Annotated in this window: 16 protein-coding genes; 10 read left to right on the forward strand and 6 right to left on the reverse strand. The window is 64.5% G+C overall.

What is annotated here, in order from left to right:
- Positions 1-76: 76 nt before the first annotated feature.
- From ACIBG0_RS06815 to ACIBG0_RS06830, 4 genes are all read left to right on the forward strand, one after another.
- Entirely contained in the window at positions 77-691 is a 615-nt protein-coding gene (locus ACIBG0_RS06815; RefSeq protein ID WP_397029920.1) for a TetR/AcrR family transcriptional regulator, read from the forward strand.
- Positions 692-775: 84 nt separating this feature from the next.
- Positions 776-1087, forward strand: a complete 312-nt coding sequence (locus ACIBG0_RS06820) for a nuclear transport factor 2 family protein (protein WP_397029922.1) — start codon at positions 776-778, stop codon at positions 1085-1087.
- Between the two features lie 13 nt (positions 1088-1100).
- Positions 1101-2276 carry an alkaline phosphatase family protein gene (locus tag ACIBG0_RS06825; RefSeq protein WP_397029923.1) on the forward strand — a complete coding sequence of 392 codons (1176 nt, stop codon included), beginning with the start codon at positions 1101-1103 and terminating at the stop codon, positions 2274-2276.
- A 70-nt stretch (positions 2277-2346) separates the two neighbouring features.
- The gene (locus ACIBG0_RS06830; protein WP_397029925.1) at positions 2347-2661 is read left to right on the forward strand and encodes a hypothetical protein; all 315 of its coding nucleotides are present in this window, start codon (positions 2347-2349) and stop codon (positions 2659-2661) included.
- Between the two features lie 94 nt (positions 2662-2755).
- Here the strand turns inward: ACIBG0_RS06830 and ACIBG0_RS06835 are convergent, their stop codons facing one another.
- Both ACIBG0_RS06835 and ACIBG0_RS06840 read right to left on the reverse strand, forming a co-directional pair.
- The gene (locus tag ACIBG0_RS06835; protein ID WP_397029927.1) at positions 2756-2971 is read right to left on the reverse strand and encodes a DUF397 domain-containing protein; all 216 of its coding nucleotides are present in this window, start codon (positions 2969-2971) and stop codon (positions 2756-2758) included.
- Positions 2961-3869, reverse strand: a complete 909-nt coding sequence (locus tag ACIBG0_RS06840; protein ID WP_397029928.1) for a helix-turn-helix domain-containing protein — start codon at positions 3867-3869, stop codon at positions 2961-2963. The genes ACIBG0_RS06835 and ACIBG0_RS06840 overlap by 11 nt, the downstream gene beginning before the upstream one ends.
- A gap of 155 nt (positions 3870-4024) precedes the next feature.
- Here ACIBG0_RS06840 and ACIBG0_RS06845 point away from each other — a divergent pair, with 155 nt between their 5' ends.
- From ACIBG0_RS06845 to ACIBG0_RS06855, 3 genes are all read left to right on the forward strand, one after another.
- Positions 4025-4375 (forward strand): hypothetical protein, encoded by a 351-nt coding sequence (locus tag ACIBG0_RS06845; RefSeq protein WP_397029930.1) that lies wholly within the window; start codon positions 4025-4027, stop codon positions 4373-4375.
- Positions 4372-4608: a hypothetical protein gene (locus ACIBG0_RS06850; RefSeq protein ID WP_397029932.1), complete on the forward strand. Its 237-nt coding sequence runs from the start codon at positions 4372-4374 to the stop codon at positions 4606-4608. Before ACIBG0_RS06845 ends, ACIBG0_RS06850 begins: the two co-directional genes overlap by 4 nt.
- 193 nt (positions 4609-4801) lie before the next feature.
- A complete protein-coding gene (locus ACIBG0_RS06855) occupies positions 4802-7087 on the forward strand; it encodes an ATP-binding cassette domain-containing protein (protein ID WP_397029934.1) in 2286 nt (761 codons plus the stop codon).
- A gap of 3 nt (positions 7088-7090) precedes the next feature.
- On the opposite strand, the gene ACIBG0_RS06860 is transcribed toward ACIBG0_RS06855, so the two are convergent.
- A complete protein-coding gene (locus ACIBG0_RS06860; protein WP_397029935.1) occupies positions 7091-7822 on the reverse strand; it encodes an arginase family protein in 732 nt (243 codons plus the stop codon).
- Between the two features lie 314 nt (positions 7823-8136).
- Complete coding sequence (locus ACIBG0_RS06865) at positions 8137-9045, reverse strand: NmrA family NAD(P)-binding protein (RefSeq protein ID WP_397029937.1); 909 nt, start codon at positions 9043-9045, stop codon at positions 8137-8139.
- An 80-nt stretch (positions 9046-9125) separates the two neighbouring features.
- On the opposite strand from ACIBG0_RS06865, the gene ACIBG0_RS06870 reads away from it, so the two are divergent.
- Complete coding sequence (locus tag ACIBG0_RS06870; RefSeq protein ID WP_397029939.1) at positions 9126-9536, forward strand: winged helix-turn-helix transcriptional regulator; 411 nt, start codon at positions 9126-9128, stop codon at positions 9534-9536.
- Between the two features lie 59 nt (positions 9537-9595).
- Positions 9596-10252 carry a hypothetical protein gene (locus tag ACIBG0_RS06875; protein ID WP_397029941.1) on the forward strand — a complete coding sequence of 219 codons (657 nt, stop codon included), beginning with the start codon at positions 9596-9598 and terminating at the stop codon, positions 10250-10252.
- Between the two features lie 335 nt (positions 10253-10587).
- Here the strand turns inward: ACIBG0_RS06875 and ACIBG0_RS06880 are convergent, their stop codons facing one another.
- Positions 10588-11436, reverse strand: a complete 849-nt coding sequence (locus tag ACIBG0_RS06880; RefSeq protein ID WP_397029943.1) for a helix-turn-helix transcriptional regulator — start codon at positions 11434-11436, stop codon at positions 10588-10590.
- A gap of 101 nt (positions 11437-11537) precedes the next feature.
- Between ACIBG0_RS06880 and ACIBG0_RS06885 the strand changes: the two genes are divergently transcribed.
- Positions 11538-12257 carry an SDR family oxidoreductase gene (locus ACIBG0_RS06885; protein ID WP_397029945.1) on the forward strand — a complete coding sequence of 240 codons (720 nt, stop codon included), beginning with the start codon at positions 11538-11540 and terminating at the stop codon, positions 12255-12257.
- Between the two features lie 287 nt (positions 12258-12544).
- Here the strand turns inward: ACIBG0_RS06885 and fabG are convergent, their stop codons facing one another.
- Positions 12545-13297, reverse strand: a complete 753-nt coding sequence (gene fabG / locus ACIBG0_RS06890; protein ID WP_397029947.1) for a 3-oxoacyl-ACP reductase FabG — start codon at positions 13295-13297, stop codon at positions 12545-12547.
- Positions 13298-13303: the final 6 nt, after the last annotated feature.

Genomic DNA, 13303 nt, shown 5'->3' on the forward strand with positions numbered 1-13303 from the left:
TCATCTGAGCGCCGCTCAGATAATCTAAGCACTGCATAGTTAGGCTGTCCAGCGGGTGTCGAATACGCTCGATTTTGTGACGCGGACCAGTTACCACCACGGCGCGCTGCGCGACACGCTCCTCGCCGCCTGCCTGCGGCTGATCGAAACCGAGGGCCTTGGCGCGGTGAGCCTGCGGCGGGTGGCCCGCGAGGCGGGCGTGAGCACGGGAGCGCCGTATCACCATTTCGCTGATCGCTCGGCCCTGCTCGCCGCCCTGTCCACCCAGGGCTTCCGACAGTTGGGCAGCGATTTGGCCGACGCGCGCGCCGCTGCCGACAGCCCGCTGCAAGCACTCACCGCGCTAGCCGAAACCTATGTGCGGTTCTCCCAGGAAAATCCCGGCTACTTCCGTTTGATGTTCCGTCCGGAACTCTCACAGCCCGATAAGCATCCGGACGCGCGGGTCGCGGGCGATGCGGCCTTCGATGTCCTTGCCGACACCATCGGCGATGCCGTCGCCGACGGATTGCTGCCCGCCGATAAGGCCGACACACTGGCCGTCATGTGGTGGAGTCTGGCGCACGGCATGGCCTCGCTATGGCTGGACGGTCAGCTCGAAAAGCGCAGCATCCAGCTCGGGACCACCGCGCCCACGCTCGTCGAAGACATCATGCGCACGTTCACCGCGCTGGTCGGTTCCGGCGCGTGACACGTGCGCGGGCGCACCCGCCACTAGAGTGAAACCGAACGTTTGCTGTCCGATGCACCCGCACTCTTCGAGAGGGATGTTTTGATGACACAGCAGCTCGATCCCACGGTCCAGGAATTCGTCGCCGCACTCAACGACAGCGACCAGGACCGCTTCTACGCCCTCCTCACCGACGACGCGACCATGTCCGATGACGGTGTGGAGCGCAACCTGGTCCAGTGGACCGACTCCGAGATCTTCGGCAGCAATGGGCGCATGAATGTCGAATCAGTCGGCGACAACGGCACCGAACTGGTTGCCGACTACACGAATTCTCGCTGGGGCTCGATGCGCACCGCCTGGCGCTTTATCGTGCGCGACGGCAAGATCAGTCGATTCGAGACCGGCCAGGCCTGAGTAACCTGAGTTCGTGTTCAGCCCACCCCCCACGGAGTCGATTCGTGACGCTGTAGTCCCTAATTACGGCACGGGTTCTCTGGCTGATCTGTTCCCCTCCATCCTGGCCGGGTTCGGTGTCCCCGGCGAGGTCGACCTACTCGGCCTCGAACTCGCCGCCGACCGGATCTGCGTGCTGCTGATCGACGGTCTCGGCGCGGATGCGCTCGTCGCGAATTCGGATGTGGCGCCGTTCCTGTCGGCGCTGGCGCAGCGCACGCTGACGGCGGGCTTCCCGAGCACGACGACGGTCAGTCTGAGTTCGCTCGGTGTCGGGGTGCCGCCCGGCGAGCACGGGCTCACCGGATACCTGATCCACGTGCCCGGCTACGACCGGCTGGTGAATGCGCTGACCTGGCGGCTCCACGGCGCGGGACCGAAGATCGATCTGCTGCGCGAGCTGGTGCCGGAGCAATTCCAGCCCGCCGCAACGGTTTTCGAACGCGCTGCGGCCGATGGTATCGCGGTGACCCATGTCGCGCCGCGCCTGCAGGCAGGGTCCGGGCTGACCAGGGCCGTGCTGCGCGGTTGCGAATTCCGCCCCCATGTGTCTGTCGGCGATTTCGTCGACGGCGTCGCGACCGCCTTGCGCGCGGGCCCGCGCTCGTTGGTCTACGCCTACCACGGCAACCTCGACACGACCGGTCATGTGCGCGGACCATCGTCGGACGCTTGGCTTTTGGAGCTCGCACACGTCGACCGACTGGCCGCGACCATCGCCGAACATCTGCCACCCGATGCCGCGCTTATCGTGACCGCCGATCACGGCATGGTCGAACTCGCCGATCGCATCGACTACGACAAGGCGGAGATGCTGCGCGACGGCGTACGCCTACTCGGCGGCGAACCGCGCGCCCGGCACATCTTTACCGTGGACGGAGCCACCGAGGACGTGGCGGCGACCTGGCAGGAATTTTTAGGCTACGACTTCGATGTCGTCGCCCGCGCCGAGGTGATCGAGCGGGGCTGGTTCGGCCCCACCGTGGCACCACATATCGCCGAGCGCATCGGCGATCTCGTGGTCGCGGCCCGTGGTCTGCGCGGTGTCGTACGCACCGGCGCCGAACCGCTGGAATCCATGCTGATCGGCCACCACGGTTCGCTCACGTCCGCGGAGATGAATGTGCCGCTGCGCGTGTTCCGCCCGTAACCGCCCGTTGCCCTAGGCTGTTTGCGTCGTCGCGGGCATGGTCGCCCGCCGAAGTGCCAGGAGGATCTAGATGAACGCCACGCTGTTACGGACCGGACTCGGGGTCGCGGCGATCGCGGCACTGCTGGCCGGTTGCACCGATATCGAGCGGGCGCTCAACCAGGGCGGCGACACCACCTGCCGCGATTACGTCAAACAGGATCAGGACGGCAAGCGCACGACGATCACCAAATTCATCAAGCAGCAGACCAAGGATGATCATGAGCCCGCGGGCACGGCGGTCGACGCCACGATGATCCAGGTGGATCTGCTCTGCGGTGCGCAGGTCAATCAGGACACCCCGATCAAAAAGGCCGATATCGCAGGCATTTTCCTCAACAAGTAGTCCGAGACGCGGCAGGCGGATGCCGACCGGTTCGGAACGGGCCGCCTGCCGGATACGCAAACGGCCCCCAATGTGGGGGCCGCTCTATTCCAACCTATGCCCGGTCGAACTCGCCGTCGGTGACGCCAGCAGTGAAGGCATCCCATTCGGATGGAGTGAATACCAGCGCGGGGCCGGTTGGGTTCTTGGAGTCCCGCATACCGACCATGCCTCCGTCAAGGTGCGCGACCTCCACGCATTCGCCTGTGCCCCCCGAACTGTGGCGTGATTTGAACCACTTCGCCCCCGTCAGGTCGACTTCAGCGTTCACCGTTGTAACTCCTTGCTATCTCTCTCAATAGGACACGGCTCGACCGAGCATCCATCGTCGCCCCAACCAGCGTACGGAACGTGTGGCGACAGCGTTCGACGTCGTCACGCTTCTCGAGATACGCATCCCCCGTGTAGCTCTCTGCGTAGATGACAGACGGTTCCACTGGTTTGCCTTGTGCGTTCTTCGGGAAGGTCATCACAATGAACGGGGTGACCAGCCTGCCGATTGGCAAGCCAGCCTCTTGCCTGAGTATGCGTAGCTCGATGTTGTCGAGCGTACTCATGTCCGCCGTATGTCGGCACTGGTCAGCCATCACCTTCGGATTGCCGATGATGGTCCGGAGCGCGTTCTCATGGATCACGGCCGTGAGTTTGCACGGGTTCCGGGGCCGCGTGAGCAGATGCTGACGTCGAGCCCGAACGGCTGCCAACCGTTCCAAATCCGCCTCCGAGACTCGCGGCTGCACGGCTCGGTTCATGGCCAGCGCGTAGTCGTTAGTTTGGAGCAGGCCGGGGATGATGAGCGGCTGAAATACAGCCAATTCGCTTGCCGCAGATTCAAGTTCGACGTACGTGTTGAAATTCGGACTTAGTACGTCGCTGTAGGTTCGCAGCCAGGACCGGACCGGGGCCTGTCCTGCCAGTTCCTTCCACGCCGCAAGGTCTTCCGCGTCAACCCCGTACAGTCCGCCCAGGGCGTCAAGATCTGTCGCCCTCACGGTTTTGTTGCGGCCGTTCTCCAGTCTGCTAATCGTTGCGTTACCCCAGCCGAGTGCCCGCGCAGCCACCTCCAAGCTCAGGCCCGCCCGCGTCCGTGCTTCTCGCAATAAACGGCCCAGTTGCCTACGTGGCAAGGTGGATCCGTTGTCCTCTGGCCCGTCATCGTGGTTGGTCACCCCTTGCGATCCCCTTCCGTCTTGCGATGCAGCTTCCTTCCGTGGCGGAAGGAGCGTAACTGTGACAGCGGAAGGATTACTGCGCTTTCTGTTGGGTTTCGCCAGTTCGTAATTGCGCCTGTCCGAACGTTGGCACTTGACACACCCTTTGCATCATGTCCACGCCGAAACGAGAGCTTCCGCAACGAGATCCGTTCACCGGGCCGCCAGTCGCGTACACGGGCGCGCCGCCCGAACTGGTCGAGCAGGTCGCGGCCGCGGTCCGGGAGTGGGCAGGCCCGGCAATAGCTCCATCCGTGCGTCGTCTGCTCGACGATTTCCACCAGAACACCCCGCAAAAACTGGACCTCGCTCCCATCGACAGCCGTCCGCTGTTTCAAGGTGCGGACGGCTCGCTGATGCCCGTCGACGAGGACGGATGGATTTCCGATTCGGACGCCGATCTCGACAAGTCCGACGCAATCCCCCTCCAGCCCAACGATGTTCGCGACATCGAGGAATCGTGAGCCTGCAACATCAAGAGCCCGAACATGTTTCGCCTCGACCCAACGAACCGGATGTACATCTGAGTGTGTTCCTGCACGGCGTGCGCCTCGACTACGTCGCCTGCCTCACCGCCGCGCTGATATTCACGCGTGAGCACCAGCGGCGGCATTACGCTGACGCGGTCACGGTCGACCTCGGCGACATCAGTCGCTATCCGCGTCTTCCGTGCGAACGCCTCTTTCTCGACTCATGAGATGAGATGGAGACCCAAGGTTGCCGAAATCCAAGAGCATCGACGGAATCCGTCGAGCCGTTCAACTCTCGGGCGTAGCCGAAGAATGCGCTGGTCACGGCCCGATCGACAGTCCATGCGCATCTGACATTAATGTGATCTGCATCACATAACGTCGGGCATTTTGTCGGTCATGCATGGCATGGTGTGCGACATGCCTTTCGCCGATTCCGTCGTCGCCACGGATGTCATTCGTGTGCTCGGTGCCCGTGAGCACAACCTGCGTAATGTCTCGTTGGAAATCCCCAAGAACAAGATCACCGTCTTTACCGGCGTATCCGGATCGGGCAAATCGTCGATCGTCTTCGACACCATTGCTGTCGAGTCTCAGCGTCAGCTGTATGCGACATTTCCCGCGTTCCTGCTCAACTTCCTGCCACGCTATGAGCGGCCGCACGCCGAGGCGATCGAGAATCTAACGGCTCCGGTCATCATTGACCAGCAGCCCGTCGGCGGTGGGCCGCGCTCGACCGTCGGGACGATGACCGATATCTACTCGATGGTACGGGCGATGTTCGCCCGATTCGGTTCGCCGTCAGCCGGATTCGTCTACAACTACTCGTTCAACGTGCCGCAGGGCATGTGCCCGGACTGCGACGGACTTGGGGTCACGGTGCGGGCCGATCCCGACCGCTTGGTCGACCGGAGCAAATCACTGAACGAGGGTGCGATTCTGCTGCCCGGTTATGCGGTGGACAGCGGCGAGTGGCAGATGTACGGCAAATCCGGGCGCTTCGATCCGGATAAGAAACTGGCCGATTACACCGACGACGAGTTCACCGACCTGCTCTACGGCACCGGCGGCAAGGTGGAACTGACCTTCGCCAAGGGCACCTGGAAGGCGAATTACGAAGGGCTGGCGGCCAAATTCACCCGCACCCGCTTGCAGCGCGACACCTCCACACTCAGCGAGAAAACGCGCGAACAAATGCAGAAGTTCCTCACCGAGGGTGTCTGCGCGACCTGTCGTGGTGCACGGCTCAACGAAGCGGCATTGGCCACGAAGATCGGTGGACGCAATATTGCCGACTGGTCCGGAATGCAGATCACCGATCTGATGGCGGTACTCGATGAGATCACCGATCCGGCCGCGCTCGGACTGGCCGCCGCGATCCGGACCGCATTGCAGCGGGTGACCGATATCGGACTCGGCTATCTGAGCCTGGACCGGCCGACATCGACCCTGTCCGGCGGTGAGGGACAGCGTCTCAAGATGATCAAACATCTGTCGAGCACGCTGATCGGGATGACCTATGTATTCGACGAACCGAGTGTCGGATTGCATCCGCGTGATGTCGGCAGGTTGAACAATCTGCTGAAGGCACTGCGGGACAAGGGCAATACAGTGTTGGTGGTCGAGCACGATCCGGATGTCATCCAGATCGCCGACCATATCGTCGATGTCGGGCCGCGCGCCGGGCTGCACGGCGGGCAGGTGGTGTTCGAGGGCACCTTCGCCGAACTGCGGACCGCGGATACGCCGACGGGTGCGGGATTGCGCAGGCCGTTCACGGTGAAGCAGACCTTCCGCAAGTCGACCGGCGCGTTGCTGATCGAGCATGCGAATGTGCACAACCTGAAAGATGTCACCGTCGCGGTGCCGACCGGCATTCTCACTTCGATCACCGGCGTCGCGGGTTCCGGTAAGAGCAGCCTGATCCGCGATGTATTCGTCCGGGAGCATCCGGATGCGATCTTCGTCGACCAGTCGGCGATCGGGGCATCATCGCGGTCCACCCCGGCAACGTATCTGGGCCTGATGGATCCGATCAGGAAGCTGTTCGCCAAGGCGACGGGGGAGTCGCCCGGCCTGTTCAGTTTCAACTCGACCGGTGCGTGTAAACAGTGCGAGGGTCGCGGCGTGATCATCACCGAGGTCGCCTACATGGACCCGGTCACCACGCACTGCGATGCCTGTGACGGACGACGGTTCTCCGACGAGGTGCTGGCACTGACCTTGCGCGACAAGTCGATTGCCGATGTGCTGGCGATGTCGGCCGAAGAAGCCCTCGGTTTCTTCACCGAAAAGGCACTATCGGCAAAGCTCCGCACGATGAACGAAGTGGGTCTGGAATATCTCAGCCTCGGTCAGGCCATGAGCACCCTGTCCGGCGGCGAACGTCAACGCATCAAACTGGCGACCCAACTCCAGAACACCGGCACCGTCTACGTTCTCGACGAACCGACCACCGGCCTGCACATGTCGGATGTGGATACCCTGCTCGCCCTGATGGACGGCTTGGTCGACCGCGGCAATACGGTGGTGGTGATCGAACACAACCTCGATGTTGTCGCCCATTCCGACTGGGTGATCGATCTGGGCCCCGACGGCGGCAAGGACGGCGGCGAAATCGTCTTCACCGGAACTCCCGCCGAATTACTGACCCACCCGACCTCTCTCACCGGCGAGTACCTGCGAAAGTACAAGGCCGCGGGATAGGGATCAGGCAGAGTCGACGAGAGGGCGGACATGCGCGGCGGCGGAGGCGTCGTCGCGCCACGTGCACGCGAGGCCGAAGGCGGCTACTCGGCCGGTGGCCAAAACGGCTCGTACGGACGCTGAGACGTCGGTCAGGGTGGGGCCGTTGGGGGCAGGGAAGAGTAGGCCCGGGAGATCCTCCGGGGTAACTACATCGAAGTCGACATGAAGGTAGAGCGGGCCGTCCGGGAGGTCGCCGAGGTCGTCCACCGGGCGGTGCCGGATCTGTGCGGCGCGCAGGTATTCGGCTTCCGGTGGGTCGAGGTCGCGGCCACCGACCAGGACGGCGCGCTGTTCGGGGATGTCGCGCAAGCCGATTCGGTCGGCCATGAGGTGACGCCCGTAGCCGACCAGCATGCGCAGCGGGAAGCCGCCGAGGTAGCCGGATGCGGAGGTCTCGAGGGTTTGCACATCACCGTGCGCGTCGAACCAGACCAGCGCGGGATCCGATCCGGCCCTTTGTAATCCGGCCACCGTGCCGAGCGCGGTGGTGCAATCGCCGGATGCGACGATCGCGCGTTCACCGCGAATCGCGGACTCGGCAACCCGGTCCGCCACCGCGTCATAGAGCACGGCCATCCGCGCCCATGGATCATCGACATCCGGCAACTCGGCCGTGACCACCGCGTCCGGAGTGATCGGAACATCCATCTCCGGCCGGTATTCATCGAGGTGGTACGGCACGAGCAAGCGCATCTACCCGAGCCTATTCGGGACCGAAGCACGCGGCCACCGAATTAGGAGTCTCTAGGTGCGGGGGAGCCTGCGCCCGGCAGCGCGCAGGAGCCGCCCCGGTCTGTGCATCTGAGAGAACGACATCGGCGGGTCCCGGCACGGCCGAGTCGGTGCTCGGAAATTTCGGGGCGCGCAGGCCGAGCCCGTTTGACGGCAGATTGTTCGGCATCGGCGAGATCTTCACCCCTAGGCCCACGCCAGGATGCCGTGCGGACGACCGCGCCGCAGAACTTGCCGAAATAGACGTAGGCGGAGCAAGTCGGGCCGCGGCCTGCTCAGCCCGCTGCGTTCACTGATACCGACTGATACCCGCCCGCCTGCACCGCGCCGGTGATGAGTGCCCGAACATCGCGCGGTGCCCCCGGTAGCAACTCGAGCAGGTCGGTGCTTGCCGCTTCGAGGAGTCCGGCACCGAGATTGGCGAACAACGAGAGTGTGTGCGTGATCTGATACGGCAACAATCCGCTGCCCTGCAACATATTCCGCATTTCGCCGACCGAGATGGGCACGTATCGCACCGGGCGACCGAGGGATTCGGTCAGAATCTCGGCGATATCCGCGCCACCGATCGCGGTCACACCCGCCAGCTCGTACACCTTGCCCGCATGCCTGCTGCGCCGTCCCTCGGCCAGATCGCGCTCGGTCTCCGCGGCCACCCGAACCGCCACGTCGGCCAGGTCCTCGCGCGCTACTACCGAGATCCGGCCGGTGCCGAATGCCGCGGCGAACACCCCGGATTCGACCGACGAGGCCGCACCGGCGACGGCGAGCCCGACCGGCACCTCCGCGTAGAGGCCATTGCGCAAAACGGTCACGTCGAATGGTGCTGCCGCCAAGCGCTTTTCGGTCCACCGATGCGCTAGGGCAATGGTCATCAGATCGCCGGAACCCGCGAGGCTGGTGTAGATCACGTGCCGGACCCCGGCTGCCGCGGCGGCGTCGATCACCGCACCGTGCCGGGCCAACACCACATCGTCTTCGGCATATCCGGCCGAAATCAGGACGAGGACATCGACATCCCGCAGTCCCGCGGACAGCGTTGCCGGGTCGTCGAAATCGATTCGGCGCGTGGTGGTGTCGTCACCGGAGCGGCTGCCCCCCGCTACTGTCAGTCCGTCGAGGGTGGACAGGCCTTGGTGGACGAGGCTGCCGAGGGCTCCGGAGATACCGGTTACCAGGATCATCGCAACGCTCCCGATTGTTGTAGTTACTGGATTCGTCCCAGCATCGGCGGCCGCGGAGCGCGGCATAAGGAGGCACTTTCATGTCGGTCACGAACACGGCGGTCACCGCGCAGGTCGCGGGCACTATTCCCGATGGGCCCTGTGGAGATGACGACTGTGGCATTCGCGATGTGCTCGACCGGTTGGGGGATCGGTGGACGGTATTGGTGATCGTCGAATTGCGTAAAGGGGTGCGGCGTTTCCGTGAGTTGGAGCGGGCGATTCCCGGCATTTCCCAGCGGATGCTGACACTGACCACCAAGCGGCTGTGCCGCGACGGCATGGTGGAGCGGATCGCGTATCCGACGATTCCGCCGCAGGTCGAATACCGGCTCACCGAGACCGGCCAGAGCCTTGCGGCGGCGATCGGCGCACTGGCCGACTGGTCGCGCGATCATAAGGACCGCATCGCCGACGCCCGCCAACTCTGGGATGCCGAGCACGGCGATTGAACACCTGTCGCGGGCGGGCCAACAGCGCTTGAATGGAAGCATTCCCCAGGGAGGTTCCGATGACCCTTACCGCTCGTGACCTGCTCGACGGGATCCACGCCGAGCTGGCCCCGCACGACAACGACAACCGCATGGTTCCGCTTATCTCGGTGGGCAAAGCGCCGCGCGCGGTCTTCGCAGCGATCGCCGCCGAGGAGCAACGCATCACCAGCAGCGACTGGCGCAGCTTCCACGCCATGGCGGCACGAGAGGACGAACCGCACGTCAGAGCATTCCTCGACGCCCTCCCGCCGGGCGAGCGGCAGGCACTCGCTCTGTTGGACGCGCTCGTGGCGGCGGTCGGGCCAGACCAAGGCATGGAGTTGCCCAGAGCGGGTTGCCAGGCCTATCCCGCCTATGTCGCCTGGTTGGCGTTGAACGCCGAACTCTCCGCCGCGGCGGCGGGCATCTACGCGAATGTCGCCGCATTCGGCCGCTACTGCCGTGCCGTCGCCGAAGGCATGCGCGCGCACTACGACTTCGACGACCCGGCCTGCGCATTCTTCGACTTCTTCGCCGCCGACGTCCCCGAAGCCGACCAGCGCGCCCTCGCCGCAATCCAGGCCGGACTCGACTCCGGACGATTGAATCCGAACGAGGCACATTTGTACGCCAGACTCTTCCAGAACTACGAACTCATGTTCTGGAACACCCTCGCCGACGAGTTCTCCGGATAGCGCCGCGCCCTATTCCGTGTGGCGCTCCGGACCGTCGCGCACAGCTTCGTTTCTGTCGCACATCCAGCAGCCACTTCGCAGAACCCATACCTTCTGTGCGGTGCGCAAAAGCTATGCGCGAGCGCTTCTCAACACGTGCAGCTGCCCGTCGCGCGCTCGAGCGCGGCACTAGCCGCATTCCATGCGGTGGCACTCCGGACCGTCGCGCACAATTTCGTGTCTGTCGCACCTCCAGCAGCCACTTCGCAGAACCCATACCTTCTGTGAGGTGCGCAAAAGCTATGCGCGCGGGCTTCTCAACCGCGCAGCCCGCTATCGCTCGACCGGGTGCGGCACTATCGCTGTTCGCTCAGCTGTTGTGTTCCCGTGATGCGGAGCAGTTCGAGTGCCGAGGCGGCAGGAGTGTCGGGTGCCGCGGAGTACACGACCACGGCCTGGTCGCTGTCGGGGACGAACAGCGCATCGCAATCCAGGACCAAGCGCCCGACCTCTGGGTGATCGATGGTCTTGGTGGCGCTGCGCCAGTTCCCGGTGCTCCCTTCGCGCCACAGCCGATCGAATCGCTCACTGCGCGAACGCAGTTCGGTGATGAGACGAGCCAGGTCCGGATCGTCGGGATAGGCCGCCTTCGCGCTGCGCAGCGAGCTGACCCAGGATTCGGCGGCCGCCTCGGCTTCGGCGGGTGTGAAGACCACGCGGGAGGGTTCGGTCCCGAGGAAAGACTGCCAGATGATGTTGCGTCGAGCGGGCGACCATGCGGAGAAGTCTCCTAGCAATGCCGCGGCCATCGAATTCCAGGCCAGCACATCGGCTTTCGCGGAGATCACCAGCGCGGGAAGATCCGCCATGCGGTCCAGCAGCCGCAGCACGCTCGGTCGTACCACCATATTGATGCGACCTTCCTGCGGTGGCGCCGAACCGCCAAGCCGGAAAAGCAGATCGCGTTCGGGATCTGCCAGTCGTAGGGCGCGGGCGAGCGCACCGAGTACCGCCACCGACGGTCGCGGTCCCCGCCCCTGTTCGAGCCGGACTACATAGTCGACGCTGACACCGGCCAGTTGCGCGACCTCCTCGCGTCGCAGCCCGGGCACCTGTCGGCGTGAACCACTGGGCAGCCCGACATCGCGCGGCCGCACCCGGGCCCGTGCCTGCCGCAGCAGCGTGGCGAGTTCGGCGCGATCCATGCCTCGATGATGCCGCAGCGTGCGGGTGCCGGGGTGGTACTGCCGGTCCCAGGAGTTGGCGGCCCTGGAGCCACATTCGGGTGGCAGGCCAGGCTCGAGTCATGACCAACACGACAACAGCCCTGGTGACCGGGGCGAACAAGGGAATCGGCCGCGAGGCGGTCCGGCGGCTGGCCGAACTCGGCTGGCAGGTATTCCTCGGTGCTCGCGATGCGGAGCGCGGTAAGGCGGCCGCGTTCGAACTCGCCGAACAGGGATTGAATGTCGAATTCGTCCAGTTGGACGTGACTTCGGTCGAATCGATCGCGGCCGCCGCCGAAACCATCGCGCGGCGGACGCCGCACCTGGATGTGCTGATCAACAATGCCGGTATCGGAGGCACGCGGGCCGCTCCGGCCGACACCGTTGCCGCCGATTTCCGGAATGTCTTCGAAACAAATGTTTTCGGGCCTGTCCAGGTGACCCATGCTTTTCTTCCGCTATTGCGTGCCGCCACCAACCCACGCATCGTGATGGTCTCCAGCGGCATCGGTTCGATCGCAATCACATCCGATCCGAGCCGGATCGAATCGCAGATCCTCGGCCTGGTCTATCCCTCCTCGAAGACCGCGCTGAACATGATCACCACGCAGTACTCGCGCGAACTGCCGCAGATGCGAATCAATGCCGCCGATCCCGGTTACACCGCAACGGATTTGAACGGAAACTCAGGGCATCAAACAGTCACGGAGGGCACCGACGCCATCGTCCATCTCGCGACCATCGGTCCCGACGGCCCCACCGGCGGCTTCTTCAACCGCGTCGGCCGGGTGCCCTGGTGAGCACCCGACCTGGCAATCCTTCGGCGGTTCCGACGGCCCTACCGGCGGCTCCAACCGTGTCGGCCCGGTGCCCTGGATGAGCACCCGACCTGGCAATCCTGCGTCGACCCGACGGCAAAGCTTGGGCGGCGACGGGAGCGACCAGCACGAGCAGGCTCCCGAATGCCGCGATGAGCGTGGCTGCGAAGGAAGTGATACACCCTGGTACGCACGGGTGGCTCGCTCAGTCGCCAGCTGTGACGGCGAACGACACCCTGTCGCATAGCAACCGGTCGCTCTGGGCGGATTCAGCGCGCTCCGCCGTTGACATACAACGTCTGGCCACTCACATAGGACGCCTCATCACTGGCCAAGAACGCGATCACCGCGGCGACTTCCTCGGGCTGGCCCACTCGGCCGAGCGGAGTCCGTTCAGCGGCGGCCTTCTGATGGTCCTCGGCCGTGAGCCCGACCCGATCGGCGGTCGCGGCCGTCATCGCGGTGGCGATGTAGCCCGGCGCGACGGCATTGACATTGATGTTGTATGGCCCGAGCTCGAGGGCGAGCGTCGCGGTCAGGCCCTGGATCCCGGCCTTGGCGGCCGCATAATTGGCCTGACCGCGATTGCCGAGCGCCGAGCGGCTGGACAGCGAGACGATCTTGCCGTAGCGCTGGGCGACCATGTACTCCTGGGCCGCCTGGGTGCAGTGGAATACACCGGTCAGATTGACCGCGAGTACCGCATTCCAGTCGTCCTCGGAGAGCCGGAAGAACAGATCGTCGCGGGTGATGCCCGCATTGTTGACCAGAATGTGCGGCCCGCCGAAAACTATCGCGATATCAGCGAATACGGATTCCACCGAGGCGCGATCGGTGACATCGCAGACATAACCGCGGGCCGTACCGCCCGCCGCGACGATTTGCGCGGCGGTGTCCTCGGGTGCATTGCGGTCGAGCACCGCGACCTGCGCGCCTTGGGCGGCGAGCAACTGCGCGGTGGCCGCGCCGATACCCTGTGCCGCGCCGGTGACGACGGCGACCCGGTCGGTGAATCTGGTCATCGAAAG

The sequence above is a fragment of the Nocardia sp. NPDC050630 genome (assembly GCF_044457245.1).
Classification (GTDB): Bacteria; Actinomycetota; Actinomycetes; order Mycobacteriales; family Mycobacteriaceae; genus Nocardia.

Bases quoted from the DNA above. Each gene is read 5' to 3' on its own strand.
- ACIBG0_RS06820 (WP_397029922.1), top strand. From the start codon at position 776: ATGACACAGCAGCTCGATCCCACGGTCCAGGAATTCGTCGCCGCACTC.
- ACIBG0_RS06830 (WP_397029925.1), top strand. From the start codon at position 2,347: ATGAACGCCACGCTGTTACGGACCGGACTCGGGGTCGCGGCGATCGCG.
- ACIBG0_RS06845 (WP_397029930.1), top strand. From the start codon at position 4,025: ATGTCCACGCCGAAACGAGAGCTTCCGCAACGAGATCCGTTCACCGGG.
- ACIBG0_RS06855 (WP_397029934.1), top strand. From the start codon at position 4,802: ATGCCTTTCGCCGATTCCGTCGTCGCCACGGATGTCATTCGTGTGCTC.
- ACIBG0_RS06860 (WP_397029935.1), bottom strand. From the start codon at position 7,822: ATGCGCTTGCTCGTGCCGTACCACCTCGATGAATACCGGCCGGAGATG.
- ACIBG0_RS06865 (WP_397029937.1), bottom strand. From the start codon at position 9,045: ATGATCCTGGTAACCGGTATCTCCGGAGCCCTCGGCAGCCTCGTCCAC.
- ACIBG0_RS06870 (WP_397029939.1), top strand. From the start codon at position 9,126: ATGTCGGTCACGAACACGGCGGTCACCGCGCAGGTCGCGGGCACTATT.
- ACIBG0_RS06875 (WP_397029941.1), top strand. From the start codon at position 9,596: ATGACCCTTACCGCTCGTGACCTGCTCGACGGGATCCACGCCGAGCTG.
- ACIBG0_RS06880 (WP_397029943.1), bottom strand. From the start codon at position 11,436: ATGGATCGCGCCGAACTCGCCACGCTGCTGCGGCAGGCACGGGCCCGG.
- ACIBG0_RS06885 (WP_397029945.1), top strand. From the start codon at position 11,538: ATGACCAACACGACAACAGCCCTGGTGACCGGGGCGAACAAGGGAATC.
- fabG (WP_397029947.1), bottom strand. From the start codon at position 13,297: ATGACCAGATTCACCGACCGGGTCGCCGTCGTCACCGGCGCGGCACAG.